This is a genomic window from Lysobacter sp. yr284 (assembly GCF_900107375.1).
In the GTDB taxonomy this organism is placed as follows: Bacteria; Pseudomonadota; Gammaproteobacteria; order Xanthomonadales; family Xanthomonadaceae; genus Lysobacter.
In genome coordinates, this window is record NZ_FNPT01000020.1 from 17,149 (window position 1) to 36,922 (window position 19,774).

The window sequence follows — 19,774 nt, forward strand, 5'->3', positions numbered from 1 at the left end:
AGCCAGCCGCATTGGCCTTGTCGCTTGGCCCTCAGCAGTGTCTGCCCTCAATGCACGTGATCTGAGGGCCTGCGACATTCGGACCGCGGCTAGTCGTGCTGGATGCAGGAGCCAGCGCAATCATGCGTCGGTTGTTCCCGTGTGCCGGCTGGGTTCTCAGCCTGTTGGCGCTGCGCAATCTTACGCAGTGCTTCTGGGGCAGGGCATATCAACTATTCTCCGGTGGCCTCCGGCCGTCTGCCTCTCCGTTTTCCCATGAACTACAGGAGGGATAGATATGGCTGGCAAACCGCACTTTGAGATCTATCGGGAAGGCTTGAAGGTTGGTGAAACCGAGTTCGGCGTTAACGCACTTCTGGTCGCTGGTACGTCACGCACGCATGGTCAGTGGCGCTGGCGACTGGTGGGAGGAAACGGCGAGCCAATGGCGTATGGCGAGGCCTACACTACCCGTGCAGCCATGATGGAAACTCTAGAGGCAATCGTGAGTCTCGGGCCCACCGAGTTCCGTGAAGTCAATGGCCGATAAAGTGCCGGTTCGAAAATGTGCGCTCACCTGGTTCAGACTTGGCTATCAATCCATGCCCCGGCGTGAGACGCCAAGCGGAATTCACGTAGCGAGCCGGGTTTATCTAGGGGCAGTCGGCCGTTTGACGCATCGTTGCCAGTTCCTGGCTAACCACTTGAGGCGCTCCACCTGTCCGGCTTCCTGCTCGCTCCTCGATGACAGCCGCGATTCGACTAGCCCTAACAGTCCGATGAGTCGTAGGCCGTAAGCACCCTGGTCATGGATGGCCGGATCAGCACCTTTTTTGCGTTGTGGGACGCTGGGCATTGCTGTTCATCGCATGCTTAGACAGCATTAGGCTGGCACATGCTCTACACAACCGCAGGACGCGAGAATGGCAGATAATCAAAAAACTGTTGATCGATTCGCTCACGCAAAGCGAGTTCGATTCAAGGATCGGCTAAAGAAGGCGATAGTCGTCTACCCTCCCATTGAATCTCTCCTGCTGGAAATCATGGAGAACGCACCGCAATGGAAGGACCGGATTGTCCCAACCTATTCAGACGAAAATAGTCATCCGCCCGGTACTGTATGCGCCTACCTCCGGAGCGCGCGTCCGCGAGTGGGCAAAGACGGCAAAGGCGTCTACTTCGAAATCGGCACCTATACGGTTCAGGCTGCGCACGATGTGACAGTGCTCAACTATACAGCGCCTGTCCCGGACACGCTCACAGCTACGCTTCCCAAAAGAGACGATAACGATCAGGCACTTACAGCAACCATCCGCGGCGTCGCGCTTGGCGAGACGGTCTTGCTCGAAAGTTCCCGTGGCACGGGAGGATACAAGTTGGCGGAAATCGTGCTGGGGCGATTAATCAGCCGATGGTGCCCACGACCAGCGCCAAAGGCCGGCGAAAAGCCACTCGCAAGTCCGAATTGGCCATCGATCGAATTAATGGATGTAGTCTCTCAAGGGCTTAAAGATGCAATTCAGAGTGGCGGCGGCGTAACTAGAATATCCCTTCGCGTTTCGGCCGGCTCTGAAAATGAAGATGAAGATTCGTTTGAGTTCAGGCTTCGCGACCAACTCGGTGAGTTTCAAAACTCAATAAAATTTCATGCTCGTTGGGACGCTGGAACTGATCCGCTCGATGAAGAATCTATTCTTGCGGTCGCAATGGAGGCCCTGGAAGATGGTTCAGGTATTGATCAAATAGTTCTTGATCTTAAAAATGCCACCAAGATCACTTCTCTCAGTAAGTATAAAATGCGAGATGTTCTGAAGGTTAGGGTCGACAAGTCAAATGGGACGCTCTACGCAACTGATGTTGTGGACGGATTGTGGGGCTACTTGGACGATCTGCGAGTGGCAAATAAGGCGATGTGGAGACTGATCAATGACGACGGTTACTTCACAAACAATGGAACGGTTTCTCTCAAAATTAAGTCATAGCCCTCGTCTTCGCCGGATCATGCCGGCGGAGTGGGTTGGGGCGGCTGACATTTTGGAGGAGATGGCCGAGCTTGACACCAAGCGCCCGCGGGAAACCAGAAACTCGAGGGTCTTCACCTTTGCGCAGTTTCTGCTGGGTATGATGCCGGGAAGCTATCTCGCGTTTTTGATGGCAAAGCTCGACGCGTCGATACCCGGCATGTTCATTGCGGCAATCCTTGCGATGAGCGCAATTCTAACTGGGTTTGTAGTCACTTTGATGCTCTTTGCAGGCACAGTGGGAAAGCCAGAGCTACTACCGTTAGAAAAGCTCAAGTCTCATATCTCAAGGCTGAAGTATCTGCTTTCATCTCAAACTACCACGCTTATGGCGTCTGTTTTGATGGCGGTTGCGTCAGTTGCGTGGATGGCTCTTTATATATTGAAAGTGGACGGAATATACCAGGGGATGGTTGGGGGTGTCTGCCTAGGGCTGTTGGTAATTAGCCTCATTAGATCCGTTCTTCTTCCTTTTCAGATTTTCGAGCTGCATAACGCGGTATTTTTTGATTTGCTTAAAGCGGCTGCAGAGCGAACTCGCGAATATCGCGAGTAGCAAAGGATGGAGTTAGGCGCTCCTTGGGGAAATCAAGGACAGAATAGTTTTGCACCGGTTGAGTGTAGGCCCGGGGGAGCTATTGATTTACTGTTGATCCTCTGCGTAGATGCCCGCCGAAAGGATCGCGCCGCCAGTCCACACGCCCTTGCCGTCGTGGCCGGGGCCGTACAGCAGCGGCACGGCCGCGCCCTGCGCCTGCGTGTTCACGATGCCGCTGAACATGTAGCTGGGCTGGTTCTCCGGCCGCTCCCTAGTATTCAGGCCTTTGGGCTGCGGCGACAGCAACTGCACCACGCCGCCGGCGATCATTGACCAGCCGAACTTTCCCAGCATGAGGGATGCGCCACCGGTGAACGGGGCCAAGGCGTAACCGGCGGCGATCAGCGCGGCGCCCGCTATGATCTGGACCAAGCCGCCCCGCTTGGACCCGATAAGGATTGGCGCGATCCGGATTGCCTGATCACCAGGCGGGTCGTTGAGCTGAGATTCCGCCAGGTTGCGCCGGCCCAGGAACACCGCGAATCCCAGGCCCCGCGCCTTGGCCTCCTGCAGGTAGGCTCGGAAGCCGGGGATCTGGATGCTGAGCGCCTGGATCGCCTCCGCGGCGTTTGATACCACCATGCGGTACTCGCGGCCGAACCGGGCACCCAGTGACCCGTACAGGCGGATGGTGCGGAGCTTGTCAGTCATGACTGTCCTTGGGGTTGTTTGTGGCGGCGCCTGCGTTGCGAGCGCCGCCATTCGGCGAGGTGGGCGAGCAGCGCGCGTACATCGCCCGATTTGGCCCGTTCGCAGAGAGAGTCGAGCCGCACATCCTGATCCGCGCGGCGCGCTGCTGGTCGGTGCTGGCGCAGGCGATGAACTCGTCATGGCTCTCTGGCGCTGCCAATGCAGCGCAGATGTGCCCGGATTTGGCTAGACGGGAAGCAGCCTGCGCAGCGATGTGTGGGCTATAGCCGGCGTCCACGGCCGTGGCTTTGTCACTCAGGCCCGGGCGTACGGCGCCGGACGCAGCGACGATCCAGGAAATGGGTGGGTGGAAGACGAGAGCGATGGCCGAGCGATATACTCACGCCGCTTCGATGCGGGTCGCGATGTCGGCGCTGCAGAAGCGCTTGGAGCCCAAGAAGGCCCGCCGAGTTACACTGAAATTACACGGGCGATCTCGGGAAAAGCGCTGAAACCCCTTAAGGGCCTATAGCTCAATGGTTAGAGCAGAGGACTCATAATCCTTTGGTTCCAGGTTCGAGTCCTGGTGGGCCCACCATAAAACAAGGAGTTTCGTGATACCCTGCGCGATCCAGCCATGTTTGGCCAATTCGGCCAAACCTCGATGGATGTCCAGCAAGTTTGGCCATTTTGCGAACGCGAGTGTTTAGGCAGGAAACCTTGCGGGTGAAGGCCGGTGTGGAGTGGCAGAGAGCTTGTCTAGATGGACGCTTTTCGGCGTCGGGTGGCTTCCCGTCTGCCGAATTGCTTTTTGAGGGCGACGCCCACGGCAATTCTGGCTATCCGTACCCCAACTCCAAGCTCCTGTACCGCCGCCTCGGCCAGATGGTCGAGGCTTGGGAACTTGCCAGAGGGGTACTGCGCGATGGGGCCGCTAAGTAGAAAATGGGTGGAGCGCTCAATTTCGGCCCCGGCTTTTTTGTTCCTGCATCCAGTGCGATGGCGTGCATACTTTGCGCAAAGGTCGCCATGGTGGTAGTTCAAGAAGCCTTTGGATACACCAAGCTGGTGCGCGATCTCAGTCAGTGATGGAAGCTGGTCATAGTCGGATTTAGAGAGTTCCGACTGCAGGCGATCCAGCGCTAATCCAACTAGTTCGACCGACTTCCGTGGCTTGATGTCAGCGGGAAGATCTAGTCGCGCAAATTCCAGTAAGCATGCGGATTTCGCCGCCCCGACGGGATCCAGGAAAAGATCCGAAGGATCGATACCGAATGCCACGCATCTTCTCAACAATGTCATGAACCTCGGGCGAGTGACCTCTCTGGCGTTCTGAGGTCGCCTGGGAGCACGGTAGGTATGTCGACTAATCTTCAACCCAATGGGAGAAAGATAGTCAGCAAAGTCCTTGATAAACACTCCATACGCGTCATCGACCGCAGATGTAAGGTCTCCAGCCGAAATTTGTTTCACCAGCCGAATGCATTCCTTTTCATAAGGGGCTGGATGAAATGCGACTTCCCACCTGGAAGGTTCGCTGAGCAATGGCCTTTTGCACACGCAGCACAGCTCCATGTGCCCAAGATGGTGATAGTGGGCCTGCGAGTATCCGCACTGGGGACACTTTGACTCCAACGCAACTTTGTGTGCGGGACAATTCTTAATGGCTGGGATTGCCCAAATAAGACGGTCGTAGAACGGGCTTTTGCTCTCCATACTCTCTGCCATGCAGGCAGGGCACCAGGCACGGCCCTTACGAACCAGGGCGTGGCCATTCTGGGATATGGCGGGCCTGAGTGACAGCAGGGTGGTTCTCTCGAGAATAGTGCATCCAGTTGCATCGCCGACAATGTTTGTGAAGGTCGCAACATTTGGACCTATGCTGCGAAGCATGGGGTTCATAGCGTTCGTGACATTCTTCTTTGCACTGTCGTCATCTGGGTGCTTCTGCCTCCACCAAGTGCGTAGATGAGTGGTCAGGACATAGATGGATACCGAGTGCGCGCGAGCCATGCGGCAATAAAAAGATCCAAACGCTTCAATTTCCCAGTTTCCGACACCAATCGGCGAAAGAGGAAAATACTCAGTCATCGTCATGGAGGACGATCTCCACAGCAACATTTCGATTGGGCTTGCGCTGGAACGGCGGGGTTCCCTGTTTATGGCCATCCTTGCTTACGTCAGGCTGATCTTTCTTCTGCGGCGGCTGTGACGCAGGAGGAACGGCGAACTGCGAACTTGGTTGGAGGGCTTCTTTGCCCTTCCTGATGTCCTCTGCGACTGCCTTTCTTTCTTTTTCGGGAGGGGCACACGCTCGAAGAATCGTCTTATCTATTGGTTGATGGCGGGCTTTGGCTTGAATGCTGCAGGACCAGAGGTGCTTGTCGAGTAAGCCAACCGTTCCATTGTTCCAGTGCAGAAGGTTGATAGCCTCGTCCAAGAGTAGGGACTTGGGCTTCAGGTCAAGCTTGCTGCTGTAGGTTTTAAGTATGCGCGCCCATGATTTGATGTCATCCGGGCTACTCACGGAGTAGTGACCAAAATCGAAGCTGATCACGCGCCCGCAGAAGTGGGCAGACTCGAATAGTCCCTTGTAGGCCATCTCGTAGCCCCCGCAAGCAATGAGAGACCGATCTATTGCGCATGTTGATTTGATGGACTCAAGGATCGCAGCGCGGAGTTCTGGATCTTTGGTTCGAGTAAGGAGGTGCGCTTCATCCAAACAGGTGCGACGAGTGAACCTATTAGTAAACGCCTCTTTCAGCGCAATGCGAATTGTGGATTCATCTCTGCCCTTTGATGGGAAGTAGTGCTCATTCTCCTCGAAGCTTCCTATGTGCTTGTATATCGGATGGTTCAGGGCCTTCAGTAGCTCAATCCCAATCCATTTCGGCTTTGTCCGCCCCTCGCTCACCGTCTCAATTTGCAAATCAACGATAGGGATCGCGCCGGGACGCTTGTCTTGGAAGGAATTCTTCAGTATTGGGACGATCTCGTGGAAGATTATTGACTTGGCGCACTGCGTCGGTCCTAGGAGAAGCAATACAATTCCGTCGGTTGCATCGCGACAGAGGGGGATGAACATGTCCCTTGCTCTTTCAAGAAGTGGGTGTTTGATTACGCCGTTGGTAACTCGCGATACGCGATTCATTTATGGCGTCTCATTCTCGTAAGGTTCGATATCATCGAAATTGAAGGGCACGAAAGTAGATAGCTCCGGCGAATCGTCGGAATTGACATCAGGGCCGGTCGGCTGAGAACTGCCCGACTCCTTGCGTCCTGCAATCTCGCGAAGCTTCTCGTTGACGATTTCGGCTACGCAACGATTCATGTCGTTAGTAAGTTCCGCCCGGAGTGCAGAAAGATCGTGGCGTTCAGCACTTCTGAACAGCAAGCTGGTTTCGCTCATGGCTAGCTGCAGGGGCGCTTCGGAATTCCTGCATTCCAGCCATTTGCCCTCGATGCAAACGTAGATGACGGAATCTGCGTAGGGTTCAAGTCGCACAGAGATGTCCTTCTTGTACCCGCGGTACACCAACAGTCGCGGCGAGCTATACCACTTGTCATATACGTGGATGCCCCTGCCAGTCCAAAGCTTGTAGTGGTCGTCGGGCGATTCGATTGATGTCGCGATTAGGAATTTAATATCCCACGAGACCTTGCGGCCGCCGTGCGGATACGACCTCTCGGCCTTCTGGCGGATGGCGTAGCGTGACGATGTCTCGCCAGGTTTTGGGCTATTGTTATAGCCATGGAACGCAAATGCCTCTATGGCTTCAAAGGCCTCAAGGAGCGTCAAGCTGGAGCTCTCAGCAGCTTTGAATGCAGCTGAAACTGCGCGAGAACGTTCGATACTGATGCCAAATCCTGGAAGGCCCCGCGCGAACCGGTCTTTGAAATCCTTGAAGAGACGTTCGACTTGCTGTCCGAAGCGGGGGTCTTCTGGCGGCCGTTCACAGCGCACGACCTTCAACGTTGCAAGCATGACGAAGAAGTGGCTACTTCTGAAGTCGCTACTGCCATCGACGATGATCATCTCAGGCAACCGGCCATGACGCCGGGCGCAGTCACGAATCACCATCGTGCAAGACTTTTTGCTCGGATCAGCGAAAGAAAGCCAGATCGCAAGTACTTCGCCATTAAAGGCGTCGACCATGGCAGTCAGCCAAGCGCGTTTGGTGATTTTCGCTCCATTGATGTAGCCGACCACTAGGTGTAGATCGGTCTTCCAGTGATCGATATGGGCAACCGCGAAAGGTCTGGTTGCAATGATCGTCTTCTTTTCCGGGTCAAACGAGTCCGCCTGCTGATTCTCCAAGCGACGGCCGCCCTTATTGAATGAGTCTTCATTCTTTAGCGATATGCGATCCCAGTACGTGTAGAAGGTGGATCGGCACACGGGTCGGTCATCGAAGAACCCAAGATCAACTTTGGCCTGTGGAAACGCCTTTTCGTAGGCGATAAAGCATGAGCTGGTGGAGGGGTCGTTTTTGTCGCCTTTCCTTGCGCGGATAAAAACCTCCAGAAAAGACAGGTGGACCGTTCCGATCAGGGGGTCTTTGTTTCCGCAGTTTCCCCACAGCGGAACTAGACCGCGCGGATCACCATCGGCTTCTCGAAAAGCCTTGCGATACCGGCGGATGGTTCGCTCTGAGACTTCCTCTCCATTGCTATTCGTGCGCTTAGTTCCTTGGATAATCGCGAGCCGAGTTGCAACTTCAAGCTCGTATCGAGGATCAATGACATCGTTGGTATCGATCGCAGTAGAGCGGAGCAAGTTTGCAAGATTGCTGCTTGCTTCTTGAGCAATCTTGGCGAATTCCGGACGAGTTGAAATCCAAACACTACTTGGATCAGAGAGCGTTACGCGGTCCAGATCGGCAAATACTTCTCCCGAATCTAGGAGCTGAAGAATTGGGGTTTCATCAAATTCTCCGATTCGTTCAAGCAGGTCGGAGACGCGCATGGTTGACTCATGCTTGAGCAGGTCTCGGATACCTCGGCGTGCTTTCCGGTACTTCTTAGTGTCCGGTGCCTCCCGAGCGCTGGTGAGCAGTCGCAGATTGTCAGCGCGGAGCGAGGTCAATGAACTGATCGGAACGATGACATGTTCTATACCCATCGAATTGAAATGCTTCGATACCGGGAGATAGTGATAGCCATCTTTGTCGAGGATCCAATCCTCAGGTCGTTCGCGGATCAGCCTCTCGAGTTCGGAGTCCGCTTTGATCTCGTAGACGCAAAATCTTTGCCGGTCGATCGCCAGATAGTCAGCGGTGTAAGTGGTTCGGGTGCGACGTCCTATGTTGTCTGTGATCCCAACTTTGATGGTGATCGGTTGGTCAAAGACCGCAAGCAGATCACTGCGTCGATCGAGTTCGACGAGGAAATTGAATTCCCCTGTCATTGACTCGGCTTGGAGTACCACGCCCGGGATGCTTTTTAGAGGAACGTCGAAGATCAGATTTCGGCGCTGCTTGCGCCCTACCTTCCTGGCTGGCGGCGAAATTCCGGTCTCAATAACGTATGAGAGCCCTTCGGGCGAGAGGCCGTGGCGTGTAAGAGCCTCTTCCGTCAGCCTTTGAGCGGCCGGCCCTGCTTCGGCGAGGGCCTCGTACAACTCTGATGACGTCTGAGCCATGGCAAAGTGGGCTCCGAGTCGGGGATTCTTTAAAATTTAAGGCAATGAGCGAAAAAAGACAAGAAAATCGACTTTTTGGAAAGAATCTCAAGATTGAGAGGCTTCGTCTTGGGCTCAATCAGTCTGAGCTCGCCCAGATTGGCGGGGTCAGCAAGGCCACCCAGGTCGCTTACGAAGCTGACAGCACCCGGCCGGACGCTGCCTATTTGGCCCGGGTATCCGAAGCAGGGGTCGATGTGCATTGGCTGTTGACCGGGCGTCGTGCGGCGCCTGGTGTGCAGTGGGAACTACTATTCGAGATCTCGGCCTTGGTCGATGAATGGATAGGCGAGCGAGGTAAGCCCACCCCTCCAGCGGAGCGAAACGATCTGCTTCGCAATCTCTACGCGCAATTTTGCGCTGACAACCGCATCGATATCGAGCAGATGCGAGCAACTTTTCGGTTAGTCAAATGAGCAAAAGCCAGAAAGCTGGACTTACCAAGGAACAGGTTCAGCAGATTCGTAAGCAGTTGCGTGAGCTGAATGATGAGCCGGAGTCTTTGAGTGCCCGAATCGGTAGGATCATCTCTTATCCACCGACCCCAACCGGCAACGTGAAGCGCTACAGGTTTGGCATAGCGCTAATGCTGCTGGCAGTTTTCCTGATGCTGCTCGTTATCGTGCTGCCTGACGACGACCGTCGCTGGATATTTGCAGGCTTTGCCTTTTTGATGGTGGCGGTCGCCGCATGGCAGATAGATCTCGCGAAGAAAAGGTAGGCGAGGGATTCTCTGAAGGATGTAGGGAATAGAGTCGGCATTGGGGGGACGGGGATGGAAGTTTTTTCGCTACGGGAACAGCTGATCGCGGATTACAGTCGGTTCGCTCGGTCCTTCACGACAATCTTGGCCGATGATCTGCGAAGTTGCGTCCATGATGCCCATTCCAATGGCCGGCAACCAATGAATGCTCAGGGGGAGCAAGGCAAGTGACTACTGGAACCAGCGAAGCTAATTCGGCGGAAAGAATTTCTTTTCCAGCGATTGCGTGGGTAAGGTTCCTGCGTAGCTATGGCCCAACGCCGCAAAACCTGACGATGTTCGACGAGTATGTATCCGGTGCCGTTGGCCGGGCCAAAGTCCAGCCGATCAGGCTCGCGACGCCGCTGCTCGAAGATATGGTCAAGCACATCGAGTCTAAGGCGCCGGGCTCGATGCTAATCGCCGGGACTGCGGGCGACGGCAAGACCTACCACTGCCGGGCCCTGTGGCTGCGTCTGGGCGGCGATCCCAAGGCTTGGACTGCCAAGGGCAACGTCAAGGAACTGCGGCTCGCTGACGGTCGCTTGGCCGTCTTCATCAAGGACCTCTCTGAGTTCAACGGTCAAGAAAGTGACCTTCCGCTGCAGCGGTTAGAAAGGTCGGTGCTGGGCGGCGACGATTCCGAGGTGCTTATCATTGCGGCCAATCATGGCCAGATCCTCGATCGCCTGCGCGACCTCGGCAAACGCCAAGGCCTCCGGCATCCGCTGCGCACGCCGCTCCAGGAGTGCTTCTTGCAGGCCGGCCCGGCTCCTGATCGCTTGGCGGTGTTCGACCTTAGCCGCACGACGACGCGCAAGACTCTTGAAGAGGTCGCCAGGGCGGTGGCAGGGCACCCCGAATGGGACAACTGCTCCCGCTGCTCACTTAATGCTGACGGGAAGGTCTGCCCGATCGACGAGAACCGTCGCCGGCTGCTCGGCGATGCCGACGGTGGCCAGCTCGCGAGCCGAATTGGTGACCTGGTAGAGATCGCCCGTCTCAACGGTCTGCATCTGCCGGTGCGCGACCTGCTTGCACTGTGCGCGAACATGGTCCTCGGGTATTCCGACGCCAAGGAGGCGAAGGAGAACCTCATGACCTGCGCCGATGTGGCGAAGATCCAAGAGGCGGATCACGTCAGCAAAGCCAACATCTACGCCAACGCCTTCGGGGCGAACCTTCCCAAGCGCAGAGCGTCCGACCGGCCGGTTTTCAAGGCCATGGCAAGCTTCGGCGTCGGCGAGGAGACCACCAATGGGGCCGATGGCCTGTTGGTCTACGGCAAAGACGATTCGAGACTGCAAGCCGACTTCCAGCGCTTAGTGGCGAGCGACCCCATCTACGGCGGAACGGCGAGCTATCTCGCGGCCCAAAACGACTACCTGGAAGGGCATGAGGGCGCTCGGCTTGAGGCCGCCGCGGGGTTCACGGAGATGCTGGAGGACCAGCGTCGCAGACTCTATTTCACGCTGCCCAAGGACGAGCTCGGCTATTCGCGCTGGGCCATGACGGTCTTCCGCTACGCGGGCGACTACCTCGGGATCATCGACACATTGACCGAGAAGAAGACGCAGGTCAGCGAGGCCGTCCGCGCGCGGATCGCCAAGGGTCTCAACCGCGTTTTGACGGGGCTTCTGTTGGAGAACTCAGACCGGATCTTCATCGCGAGTTCCGGCGGTTTTACGCAGAGCCGCGTGAGCGTGCTTTGCGACCACGAAACTGCTGCACGGCGGCAGCAGGGGGTCGGAATGGCAATCAAGCTCAACACCATGACGGGGCGACCCTTCTTGGAGGTTCAGCTCGCCCCGGGCGCGGCCAACAGGGTGATTTTCGATTTAACGCCCATCCGCCATGAGTTCCTCTCTCGGGTCGCGGAAGGATCGCTGCCAGCTAGCTTCTCCAACGAATGCCTCGAAGACTTGATGGCGTTCAAGGCCAAGCTTCTGCGTAAAGCGGAGACCGTCCGGAAGGACGGCATCGCCGATGATGACGAGGTCAGCGGCGAAGACTCGGCCATGACGCTCAACTTCATTGATATCGAACCAGGCGGGCGCGGCTCCACCCGCCCCGTTACTGTGAGGGCCCCGGCATGAGCGAGGTCATCAAGCGGCCCGAGATCAGGAGCGTCGACTTCTGCGTGGATGAGAACATCTGGGGGCACCGCCTCTACGACGAGCAGCTGCCGCATCTGACTGTGCTGGAGTTCCTAGGCGTCTTGGGCTCGAACCTGGACAAGCCATTGCGACCCCACGACAGCCTTGGGGGCGCAGTCAAATTCAAGCCGCAGCGCCAGATGCGCTTGCGAGGGCTTCTCTTCAACAACCCCTACGTCGAGTCAATCGCCGAAAGCAAACTCGCCGACGAAGAGAAATGGCGCCAGTGGTTCGAAAAGTTCGACCACGGGAAGACCGGCAATGGCGATTCGGCCAGCGACGTGGCCTACCTGCGCCAGTCTTTCACCAGCTTCGACGACTTCTCCAAGGCAATAGAACTGCTTCGCTCCTCATCGTTCGAGTCGCGTAGCAACAAACGTTGGAGCTCGAAGTTCGTCTTCCCCTTCGGCCCTGACGCCCTCTACGAGGACTTACAGATCAATGCCAAGGGCAACATGAGCAACGATCGGCGTTTTTTCGCGCGCACTGGTGAGTTGCTCTACTTAATGCTCACCCGTGCCAAGCGCGGCGCAGAGCTTGGAGACCTATTAGCCAATCGCTTGTTCGAGCGCTCCGCCCCGATGAATCGGTTGGCCCATGCGCTGCAGGGCACGCCACAATTGCCAGAAGAAGCGCGCCTGTCCGGCTACCTACCGGAGGTATCCAACCCGCGATTTGACCAGATTTGCGAGGACTGGCTTGCGATTCTGTCGAGAGACATGCCGGTCTATGACGCGTTAGAACACCTGATCGCTATCACGGGCCTCAACATGTTGCTCTACTTCCTGGAGCGCGCGAAGCGCGTCGCGGGGCATGACGAGCCGGTCGAGTTCGTTTGCGAGATCGTCTCAAAGGATGGGCGCAAGGTGAGGGCGCTATCCGGAGACAGCTACTTGGCGAATCAGGGTTACCCCGAAAAGGCAATACGGGCGCACATCGAATCGATCCGTAGCGAGAAGGCGTGGTTTGACGCAGCCGAAGTGGAATTTCCCGACGCCGAGCGCGTGACGCTCTTGAGGGAGGCTTTCCAGTGGCCTCCTGCCGATGACAAGGACGACGAGGGTTATTCGAGCCGCAACCCCGACGACTTGGTCTCCAAGCTGGTGGACCTCGCGCTGCCTCGGCATGCCCAGCATGTCGGCAAGATCCATGCATCGTGGTCGCGCGCGATCGGCCTGAGCTCCCGCAGGCTCTCGCGGCGGTATCGCTATGCGCCCAACGACCGGCTGCTCAAATCCATCGTGATCGCAATCGTCGGCGACCGCATGCAGTTCGATGAGTTCCTCCTCGAGGCCAAGCGCCGTTATGGCTTGGTGATCGGCGACGCCGAAGGCTCGCGCCTGGTGGAGGCCAAGTCCATCGACCAAGCCGAGCTCAGCGAAAACCGCGACAACCTGGAAGCCCGGCTTGTCGGCCTGGGTTTAGTGCGCCGGCTCTCAGATTCCTGCTCCTTTGTTGAAAACCCGTTTGCGTTTGAGGTGGAGGCCGCGTGCTGACCGATCGCATCATCGGGCGCGTCGGCGCGGACATCCTCGCCAAGCGCCTCGCCAACCCTTCCCAAGCGGGGGATTCCGTCGCGCTCTTCCGGCTCGACAAGCTCTCGGCTGGCCAGATCGCCGCTGTCGCGCGCTCGGTCATGGGGAAGCCCGACCTCTCCGCTCGGATGGATCTGATGATCCCCGAGGCACTCGTGGAGGGTCAAGACTTACCGCCGGAAATCCTGATCCAGCAGAACGCCGGCTACGTGCGCAACAACGCCGAGACCGACAAGGAGGCGATTCTCACGGCCAGTGGTAGCGAGCACAACCTCTCGGACACACTTGCGCACGTCACGCCCATAGGTGCCAAGGAGATGCGCTCCGATGCTCAGTCTTGGGTGGACGCGGCACTCCATACCGGTGGCCTCTCACCCGTGGTGGACGATCGCGCGGTCTTTCAAGCCGCCATCGGTGGCCTGCTCAACGCATCCGAGCTCTCCCTCGTGCAGCTCGGCGAGTTCTGCTCCGAGATCGTCGAGGCCATCTCCACGCGCGGTCTGCCGATTCGCGATGCAGTGGGCTATGCGCTGCCGAGGGCGGGGCTGCCCAGGGACAGTGGATATTTCTCGAACGCGAGGACGTTCGGGACAGTGCGCGGCCCATGGCAGAAGGCCTTCGCGAAACTTTTCGCCCAGCGGGCGCCGCTGCTCAAGAAGCTCCGTCAGAACGGTCAACCGCTCGACGCGGAGGAATTGATTGAGCGAATCGAGGCCAACGCCGCTGAGATCGACGAAGGCGTGCGACAAGCGTTGCAGGCCTTCGCGGTGGCGCCGTTGGGCGACCAAGTGACCGCGGCATCGCTTGCCCAGTTCGAATGGGAGTCGGAGGGTGTCTATCTGGCCTTCGACAAGCCTAAGGAGAAGCAGCAGGGCTTGGCGGAAACGACACTGCGCTTCTTCGACCACGATTGCGACGAAGAAGACGCGCTGGAGCCGGAGGGCCGTAAGCTTCTTGAAGACTTGAAATCGCGCGAGCGGCGCGCCGAGTTCACCCCCGAGGACGAAGAGTTCTTCGCCACGCACCGCCGCTTTCTGGAGCGCGACGCCAAGCTCATGTCGCGGTGGGAGAAGGCGCTATTCGGCAAACCCATCGAATGTAACGACTTCTTCGATGGGTTCGCGCGGGTGGTCAACAATCTGCATGCGGGTCTCGAAGATGCCTCAGGCGAGCGAATCCTGCGCTTCACCGTCAATAAGGGCCGGACCGAATGGCGCGAGCGTTTCAACCACGACGCCGGCTGCTTCTTCTCTGCCATGTATCGCGGACTGCGGGACCTGATGGGGGCAAAGGTGGATTGGAAGGTCACGCGTATGACCGCGGCCGATCTTCCAGATCCTCTGTTTGACTTCGAACGCTTCATCGCCAAAGAGCGCGAGATAGCCGAGAGTCGGAACAAGAAGTTCAAGGCCGTCACATCACTCGGGCGCCAGGCTTTGCAGATCAAGTTCGATGTCGAGCTGCTGAAAGTGGCTTCCGGCACCGAGATCAAGGTCAGCAAGACGCAGCTCCTATGGAGCTACAGGCCCGCGTCGATCGGCCTGTCGATGGTCGCGGACATGCGCCGCCTCTTGGACAAGGGCGCGGTCGGCTGCTCGGAAGTGCCGCGGCGCTTGGTCAGCAAGAAGGGAGGGGTGCAAAACGTGTCGCTGCTGGACACTGGCACCTTGGAGGCAACCTACTCCACCGACGCCGGCTCGCTCATTCCTGCGGTCAACAAGCTCCGCAGCTTGCGGCATGAGATCAAGTCGCGGATCAAGGACCTCGCGGACGAGGGCCGGCTGAGCCCGACGCAGCGCGATGAAGTCAGGGGGGCGTGGGACTCGTTCGAACTGGACTATATCAAGGCGATGGAGGACTTTGTCTCCACCGGGCTGCATGGCGAGGCCGTCATGCGGCAGGCCGAGTCCTTCAGCGCGTTGCTGAACACGCTGATGGCGCATGCCCGTGGCGATGTCTGCCGTTCGCGCTTGGTCTCCGAAGTTCTATCGGTCGGCACGGCCCGAGTAGCTGGCGACAACCCGACGCTGATCATCCCGCCCTGGCACCCCGAGCGCATGAAGGCGCTGGCGGTGAAGACCCGCCGCGTTGCGGGTTTCGCCACCCACTTGCTCTCCAGCGGCAGCATCCTCTACGGCGACCGCGAGATCTTCATGCGCGAGCTCTCCGACGAGATCGCCCATCCGTTCTATCCAGAGATCGCGGTCCTGAACAAGGGCGGTTCGCCGAAGTTGGTCAGTGAGAGCAGCACCGTCAACGGCTACAGCCTCTTGGAGGCACCCATCCGCGGCGACGAAGACGCGATGAGCGACGTGGATCCCGCCGCCGCGGCCAAGCAGGCGAGAGAGCTTTTGGAGCGCTACGTCGGCTTGCAGCCCCATGAGGCGTCGAACCTCAGTGTCGTGCTCTACGACGCCGACGCGGCCGAGCTACCGCTGGCGACGGTGCGCGAGCTGTCTTCGATCCAGGAGGGCGGCAAGTTCCAATGCAGCGTGTCGGTGCGCCACGCCGACCAGGCGAAGCTTCGCAGCGTCTACGGCGAGCTGGTCAACAAGGCCGGCGATGATCCGGATCTGCCCGTGGTCAGTGAGACCAGCGACAACTTCATCTCGAAGCTGCGAATCGCCGTCACGCCTATCTCGTCGACTCCCAGCGAGAGCGCGCATGGTTTCAAAGCGTTCGATGTGGCCTTCCTGCATGACGTGGTCGCCCGCTCCGCCAAGGAGGAGTGGCTGCCTGTCGCCTGGACCAACGATCGCCCAAGCCTTGAGCACGCGCCTTCGCGCTGGTCCTATCGCAGCGTGTCAGGCGAAGACGAGCTCAAATCAACCACGTTCCTGACCTGCCCATGGCAAACCGCATCGGGATGGGCCTATGTGACCGCCGTGGCCGCGGTCTGCAACCAGACCGATGCGGTCCCCGACAAGCGATTCTTGCCCGCCCGGCGCATCTCCCTGCAAAGTCAGGAGCTGGCCGCGTTGATCAAGGACGCACACGAGCTGGCGGAATGGGTCGCCACCTACGACGAGCTACTCGACAAGCGGCAGCTGCAGCACAACGGCATCACCGTCGTCCGCTACCGTCGCGGCTCCACCAACGGCCGCAACATGATCGTGAGCTCCACCTCCGAGCTTCGACTTCTAGGCGTATTGGTGCGCCGCCGGCTCGACGAGCTCAAGCTCCAGCTCACCCCGGACGAGATCAACGCTACCGCTGACAAGGCCAAACGCGATGCGCTCTCTGTCTCTGGCGACATCGTCCTGCGCGCGGCCAAGCGTGGCGTCTCCACCGGTGAAATGATTGGCCTGGTGCTCAGCCGCCATCTGCTGGCCGAGGAGTTCAAGGCGCTCGCCAGCAGTGGCCAAGTATTGACGGCTTACTTCTTGCTCGACGACTACGCGAGCTGGCTTTCGCAGCCGGAGAGCCGTATCGCCGACATTCTTGCCATCAATGTAGAAGAGAGAGAAGAGGGGATCCGTGTTGCCATTTCGATCGTCGAGTCGAAATATGTCGGTGCCGACGGCCTAGCCGCGGCGCGCCGCAGCTCAAAGGACCAGTTGCTGCAGACGCTGGACAAATTCCGGGAAGCGCTCTTTGGTGACCCCGGCCGGCTCGACCGCGACGTGTGGCTCGCTCGGCTTGCTGACATGCTCATCGATGCCGATATCCCGCCGGGTATGGCCAGCCTGATGGAGCGTGCCCGCTCGAAGCTTCGCGAGGGAGATGTGGAGATCTCACTGCGTGGCTACTCTCAGGTCTACGTCCATACTTCGGATGCAGGCTTTGGATCAGCCTCCGAGCAGGAGCTCCTGTTGGACGAGAGCGGCGTCAAGGCTTGGCAAGAAGTCTTCGATCGGGAGGATCTGAGAAAGCTTGCCGAAGCCTACGCCAAGAACGCGGGAAGCCTGGCGGCGCGAGCCGGCCTCGGCCCCCACGAGCCCTGGATGGGCCACAGTTTCAAGAAGCCCGCCCCTCGCGTACCGTGGCTTTCGTCGGTGGATCAGCTCGCCAATAGTGCGGGTGAGGCCACGATGGAGGTTGTTGCGGAGGAATCCCTAGTTTTGGGAGAGGCCGATGCCCCGGCTCAACAGCCTCCGACTTCTGCGCAAAGCCTGCCTAAGGACAATGCCGAGCCAACAGCTGCAGCCCCAGCTCCTGCGCCCGCTGCATACCTCGACTCCGCTCTTGCTGAACTCGTCGCTTCCAAGTTCGCAGTTGGCGCGCAATCCGATGCCGAACGGGAGGAGTGGGCCCAGGATGTCACCAAGAAGCTCAAGGCCGCTCTCAACAGCTATGGTCTGCAGGCGGCGGTCCTCGGCACGCGTCTGACGCCCAATGGCTGTCTGGTGCGCCTGGCTGGTTCCGACCGGCTGCGCGTTGAGGACATCGAGAACAAGCGCACGCAGCTTCTGACCACTCACGCGATCAATCTCGTCACGGTACAGCCCAAGCCCGGTGAGATCGTGGTGACGGTCGCCGGCTCCAAGCGCCAAGCAGTGTCGCTCTGGGAGCTCTGGTCGCGCCGTGAGCTCAATCGCAATGTCGCCGGCATCAACACCTCTTTTCTCTTGGGCCTCCAAGAGATCAACGGTGCGCTGCTGTACCTCAACCTGGGTGCGGAGTTTGGCGGGCTTTCGTCCCACGAGCCGCATTCGCTGGTGGCTGGCGCCACCGGCAGTGGCAAGTCAGTACTGATTCAAGCCTTGCTTCTGGACATCGCAGCGACCAACCCCAAGGACTTGGCGCAGATCATCTTAATCGACCCCAAGATGGGCGTTGACTACGCTCCTTTGGCGGACTTGCCGCACATGCGCGACGAGATCGTCACTACTAAGGAGAAGGCCAGCGAGGTTCTCGAAGCGTTGGTGCAGGAAATGGAGGATCGCTATCGTGCGTTCGCCAAAGCCCGCGCCCGCGACCTTCCCACCTACAACTCCAAAGTTTCGGCAGAAGAGCGCTTGCCGATGGTGTTCCTGATTCACGACGAGTTCGCGGACTGGATGCTCGATGACGCCTATAAGGGCGCTGTGGGCGCGGCAGTGCAGCGCTTGGGCGTGAAAGCCCGTGCGGCCGGTATCCACTTGATCTTTGCTGCTCAGCGCCCCGACAAGGACGTGATGCCGATGCAGCTTCGCGAGAACCTGGGAAACCGCCTGATCTTGAAGGTATCCAGCGAGGCGACTTCCAAGATCGCTCTCGACCGGCCCGGAGCCGAGCTGCTGCTAGGCCGTGGGCACTTGGCAGCCAAGCTCAATGGCGAGCAGGGCCTAGTCTTCGCGCAGGCTCCGTTCCTGTCGGATCAGGACATCGAAGCCGCAGTGGCTGCAATCGCCACTGACATCGCGGATGGAGGCACTCAATGAAGGTTGAAGAAGCGGCAGACACGATAGCCAAGTTTTTTAACGACTTGATCGGCGCGTGGGTGCCCGGCGCTGTCTTGGCGGTCGGCTTGGCGCTCATGCATCTAGGCCCAGTTCAACTGCAATCGATGTTTAAGCTCGGCGATACGATCTCGGCTTCCCTCACATTCGCCGGCGTCCTCTTCGCGGTCGGGCACGCGCTGCTTGCTCTTCACGAGCAGATCTTGAAGAAGCTGCTCTCTAAATTCGGACTCGCCACACCCTTCGATGAGGCGGGGGCGAAGATGCGACAGTCTTATGAGTGGTTCGCCGAGCTAGTCAAAGTCCACCAGACAGGGGCTGGCGCGAAGGACTGGGAGTACAAAGACCTGCGGAGCGTGGCCCTCTCGGTTTCAACAGAGGCTGCCTCGTTGGGCCGTAGGTTCATGTTCATCTCGCTGCTTTGCAATGGCGTGGGGACTGCCCTAGCGATCCTTGCGTTCGACTTTGCAGCTTGCTCCTTGCTCTTTCCCCAGTTGCTGTTTGCTTACGATCACGCGGCCCCTTGGCTCATTCAGGCAATTTTGCTCTTGGGCATTGCGTTGGCGCTCTTCAAGCACGGCGAAGTATTCTACAGTCGCGCGATGGCGACTCCCTTTTCGGTCGCGGCCGCTGAGTTGAAATTCAAGAGGGACGCCAATGCTAACTGAGCCGTTGCTTAGAAAGATTTATCTGGCCGGCGGGTTCAGATCGAATTGGCAGGCTCAGGTTATGGCGCGCTTGGCCGGAGCGTTTGAGCTGCTCGACCCGAGCGCACACAACATCCAAGATCCCGCCGAGTACACGCGATGGGACTTGGAGGCCGTTCGCCAATCCGACATCGTTTTGGCGAACATGGAGGCCTCCAATCCGGGCGGCTATTCGCTGGCGTTGGAAGTCGGATTTGCGAAGGCCTTGGGCAAGAGGGTCTTTATGGTCGATCAGGTCGAAGATCCGTCGGTGAAGCACTACTTTGAAATGGTCCGCCAGTGCTCCGAGCGCACTTTCCCGACGCTCGATGAAGCCCTCGATCACTTGTTGTTACTGGAGTAAGG

The 19,774-nt window shown here is 58.3% G+C and carries 14 protein-coding genes and 1 tRNA gene; 11 read left to right on the top strand and 4 right to left on the bottom strand.

The genetic code is table 11. The features are described 5' to 3' along the window. Positions 1-277: 277 nt before the first annotated feature. From BLV01_RS20900 to BLV01_RS20905, 3 genes are all read left to right on the top strand, one after another. Positions 278-529: a YegP family protein gene (locus BLV01_RS20900; protein WP_078996843.1), complete on the top strand. Its 252-nt coding sequence runs from the start codon at positions 278-280 to the stop codon at positions 527-529. A gap of 373 nt (positions 530-902) precedes the next feature. Continuing rightward, positions 903-1,961, top strand: coding sequence for a hypothetical protein (locus BLV01_RS25765; RefSeq protein WP_139178957.1), 1,059 nt, complete (start codon positions 903-905; stop codon positions 1,959-1,961). Further along, complete coding sequence (locus BLV01_RS20905) at positions 1,906-2,556, top strand: hypothetical protein (RefSeq protein WP_139178960.1); 651 nt, start codon at positions 1,906-1,908, stop codon at positions 2,554-2,556. Before BLV01_RS25765 ends, BLV01_RS20905 begins: the two co-directional genes overlap by 56 nt. 87 nt (positions 2,557-2,643) lie before the next feature. On the opposite strand, the gene BLV01_RS20910 is transcribed toward BLV01_RS20905, so the two are convergent. Further along, a complete protein-coding gene (locus BLV01_RS20910; RefSeq protein ID WP_091804681.1) occupies positions 2,644-3,249 on the bottom strand; it encodes a tail assembly protein in 606 nt (201 codons plus the stop codon). Positions 3,250-3,750: 501 nt separating this feature from the next. Here BLV01_RS20910 and BLV01_RS20915 point away from each other — a divergent pair. After that, a tRNA-Ile gene (locus tag BLV01_RS20915) sits at positions 3,751-3,826 on the top strand. A gap of 161 nt (positions 3,827-3,987) precedes the next feature. On the opposite strand, the gene BLV01_RS20920 is transcribed toward BLV01_RS20915, so the two are convergent. The 3 genes from BLV01_RS20920 to BLV01_RS20925 all read right to left on the bottom strand — a co-directional run bounded on the left by BLV01_RS20920 (position 3,988) and on the right by BLV01_RS20925 (position 8,869). Further along, a complete protein-coding gene (locus tag BLV01_RS20920) occupies positions 3,988-5,325 on the bottom strand; it encodes a TniQ family protein (RefSeq protein WP_175486165.1) in 1,338 nt (445 codons plus the stop codon). Further along, positions 5,312-6,313: a hypothetical protein gene (locus BLV01_RS25770; RefSeq protein ID WP_139178963.1), complete on the bottom strand. Its 1,002-nt coding sequence runs from the start codon at positions 6,311-6,313 to the stop codon at positions 5,312-5,314. The genes BLV01_RS20920 and BLV01_RS25770 overlap by 14 nt, the downstream gene beginning before the upstream one ends. A 66-nt stretch (positions 6,314-6,379) precedes the next feature. Continuing rightward, positions 6,380-8,869 carry a DDE-type integrase/transposase/recombinase gene (locus BLV01_RS20925; protein ID WP_091804687.1) on the bottom strand — a complete coding sequence of 830 codons (2,490 nt, stop codon included), beginning with the start codon at positions 8,867-8,869 and terminating at the stop codon, positions 6,380-6,382. 44 nt (positions 8,870-8,913) lie between these two features. On the opposite strand from BLV01_RS20925, the gene BLV01_RS25775 reads away from it, so the two are divergent. The 7 genes from BLV01_RS25775 (at position 8,914) to BLV01_RS20950 (ending at position 19,772) form a co-directional block, all read left to right on the top strand. Beyond that, positions 8,914-9,324, top strand: a complete 411-nt coding sequence (locus BLV01_RS25775) for a helix-turn-helix domain-containing protein (RefSeq protein WP_175486167.1) — start codon at positions 8,914-8,916, stop codon at positions 9,322-9,324. Next, positions 9,321-9,629, top strand: coding sequence for a hypothetical protein (locus tag BLV01_RS25780; protein ID WP_139178969.1), 309 nt, complete (start codon positions 9,321-9,323; stop codon positions 9,627-9,629). The genes BLV01_RS25775 and BLV01_RS25780 overlap by 4 nt, the downstream gene beginning before the upstream one ends. Positions 9,630-9,946: 317 nt before the next feature. Beyond that, the gene (locus tag BLV01_RS20930) at positions 9,947-11,746 is read left to right on the top strand and encodes a hypothetical protein (protein ID WP_091804690.1); all 1,800 of its coding nucleotides are present in this window, start codon (positions 9,947-9,949) and stop codon (positions 11,744-11,746) included. After that, the gene (locus BLV01_RS20935) at positions 11,743-13,302 is read left to right on the top strand and encodes a hypothetical protein (RefSeq protein WP_091804693.1); all 1,560 of its coding nucleotides are present in this window, start codon (positions 11,743-11,745) and stop codon (positions 13,300-13,302) included. The genes BLV01_RS20930 and BLV01_RS20935 overlap by 4 nt, the downstream gene beginning before the upstream one ends. Then, the gene (locus BLV01_RS20940; RefSeq protein ID WP_091804696.1) at positions 13,296-18,704 is read left to right on the top strand and encodes an FtsK/SpoIIIE domain-containing protein; all 5,409 of its coding nucleotides are present in this window, start codon (positions 13,296-13,298) and stop codon (positions 18,702-18,704) included. The genes BLV01_RS20935 and BLV01_RS20940 overlap by 7 nt, the downstream gene beginning before the upstream one ends. Next, the gene (locus BLV01_RS20945) at positions 18,701-19,390 is read left to right on the top strand and encodes a hypothetical protein (RefSeq protein ID WP_091804699.1); all 690 of its coding nucleotides are present in this window, start codon (positions 18,701-18,703) and stop codon (positions 19,388-19,390) included. The genes BLV01_RS20940 and BLV01_RS20945 overlap by 4 nt, the downstream gene beginning before the upstream one ends. Beyond that, entirely contained in the window at positions 19,380-19,772 is a 393-nt protein-coding gene (locus tag BLV01_RS20950) for a nucleoside 2-deoxyribosyltransferase domain-containing protein (RefSeq protein ID WP_091804702.1), read from the top strand. Before BLV01_RS20945 ends, BLV01_RS20950 begins: the two co-directional genes overlap by 11 nt. Positions 19,773-19,774 lie beyond the last annotated feature (2 nt).

Coding starts and splice junctions, on each gene's coding strand:
- BLV01_RS20945 (WP_091804699.1), top strand. CDS start 18,701: ATGAAGGTTGAAGAAGCGGCAGACACGATAGCCAAGTTTTTTAACGAC.
- BLV01_RS20905 (WP_139178960.1), top strand. CDS start 1,906: ATGACGACGGTTACTTCACAAACAATGGAACGGTTTCTCTCAAAATTA.
- BLV01_RS20925 (WP_091804687.1), bottom strand. CDS start 8,869: ATGGCTCAGACGTCATCAGAGTTGTACGAGGCCCTCGCCGAAGCAGGG.
- BLV01_RS20920 (WP_175486165.1), bottom strand. CDS start 5,325: ATGACGATGACTGAGTATTTTCCTCTTTCGCCGATTGGTGTCGGAAAC.
- BLV01_RS20950 (WP_091804702.1), top strand. CDS start 19,380: ATGCTAACTGAGCCGTTGCTTAGAAAGATTTATCTGGCCGGCGGGTTC.
- BLV01_RS20930 (WP_091804690.1), top strand. CDS start 9,947: ATGTTCGACGAGTATGTATCCGGTGCCGTTGGCCGGGCCAAAGTCCAG.
- BLV01_RS25775 (WP_175486167.1), top strand. CDS start 8,914: ATGAGCGAAAAAAGACAAGAAAATCGACTTTTTGGAAAGAATCTCAAG.
- BLV01_RS25765 (WP_139178957.1), top strand. CDS start 903: ATGGCAGATAATCAAAAAACTGTTGATCGATTCGCTCACGCAAAGCGA.
- BLV01_RS25770 (WP_139178963.1), bottom strand. CDS start 6,313: ATGTTCATCCCCCTCTGTCGCGATGCAACCGACGGAATTGTATTGCTT.
- BLV01_RS20935 (WP_091804693.1), top strand. CDS start 11,743: ATGAGCGAGGTCATCAAGCGGCCCGAGATCAGGAGCGTCGACTTCTGC.
- BLV01_RS20910 (WP_091804681.1), bottom strand. CDS start 3,249: ATGACTGACAAGCTCCGCACCATCCGCCTGTACGGGTCACTGGGTGCC.
- BLV01_RS25780 (WP_139178969.1), top strand. CDS start 9,321: ATGAGCAAAAGCCAGAAAGCTGGACTTACCAAGGAACAGGTTCAGCAG.
- BLV01_RS20900 (WP_078996843.1), top strand. CDS start 278: ATGGCTGGCAAACCGCACTTTGAGATCTATCGGGAAGGCTTGAAGGTT.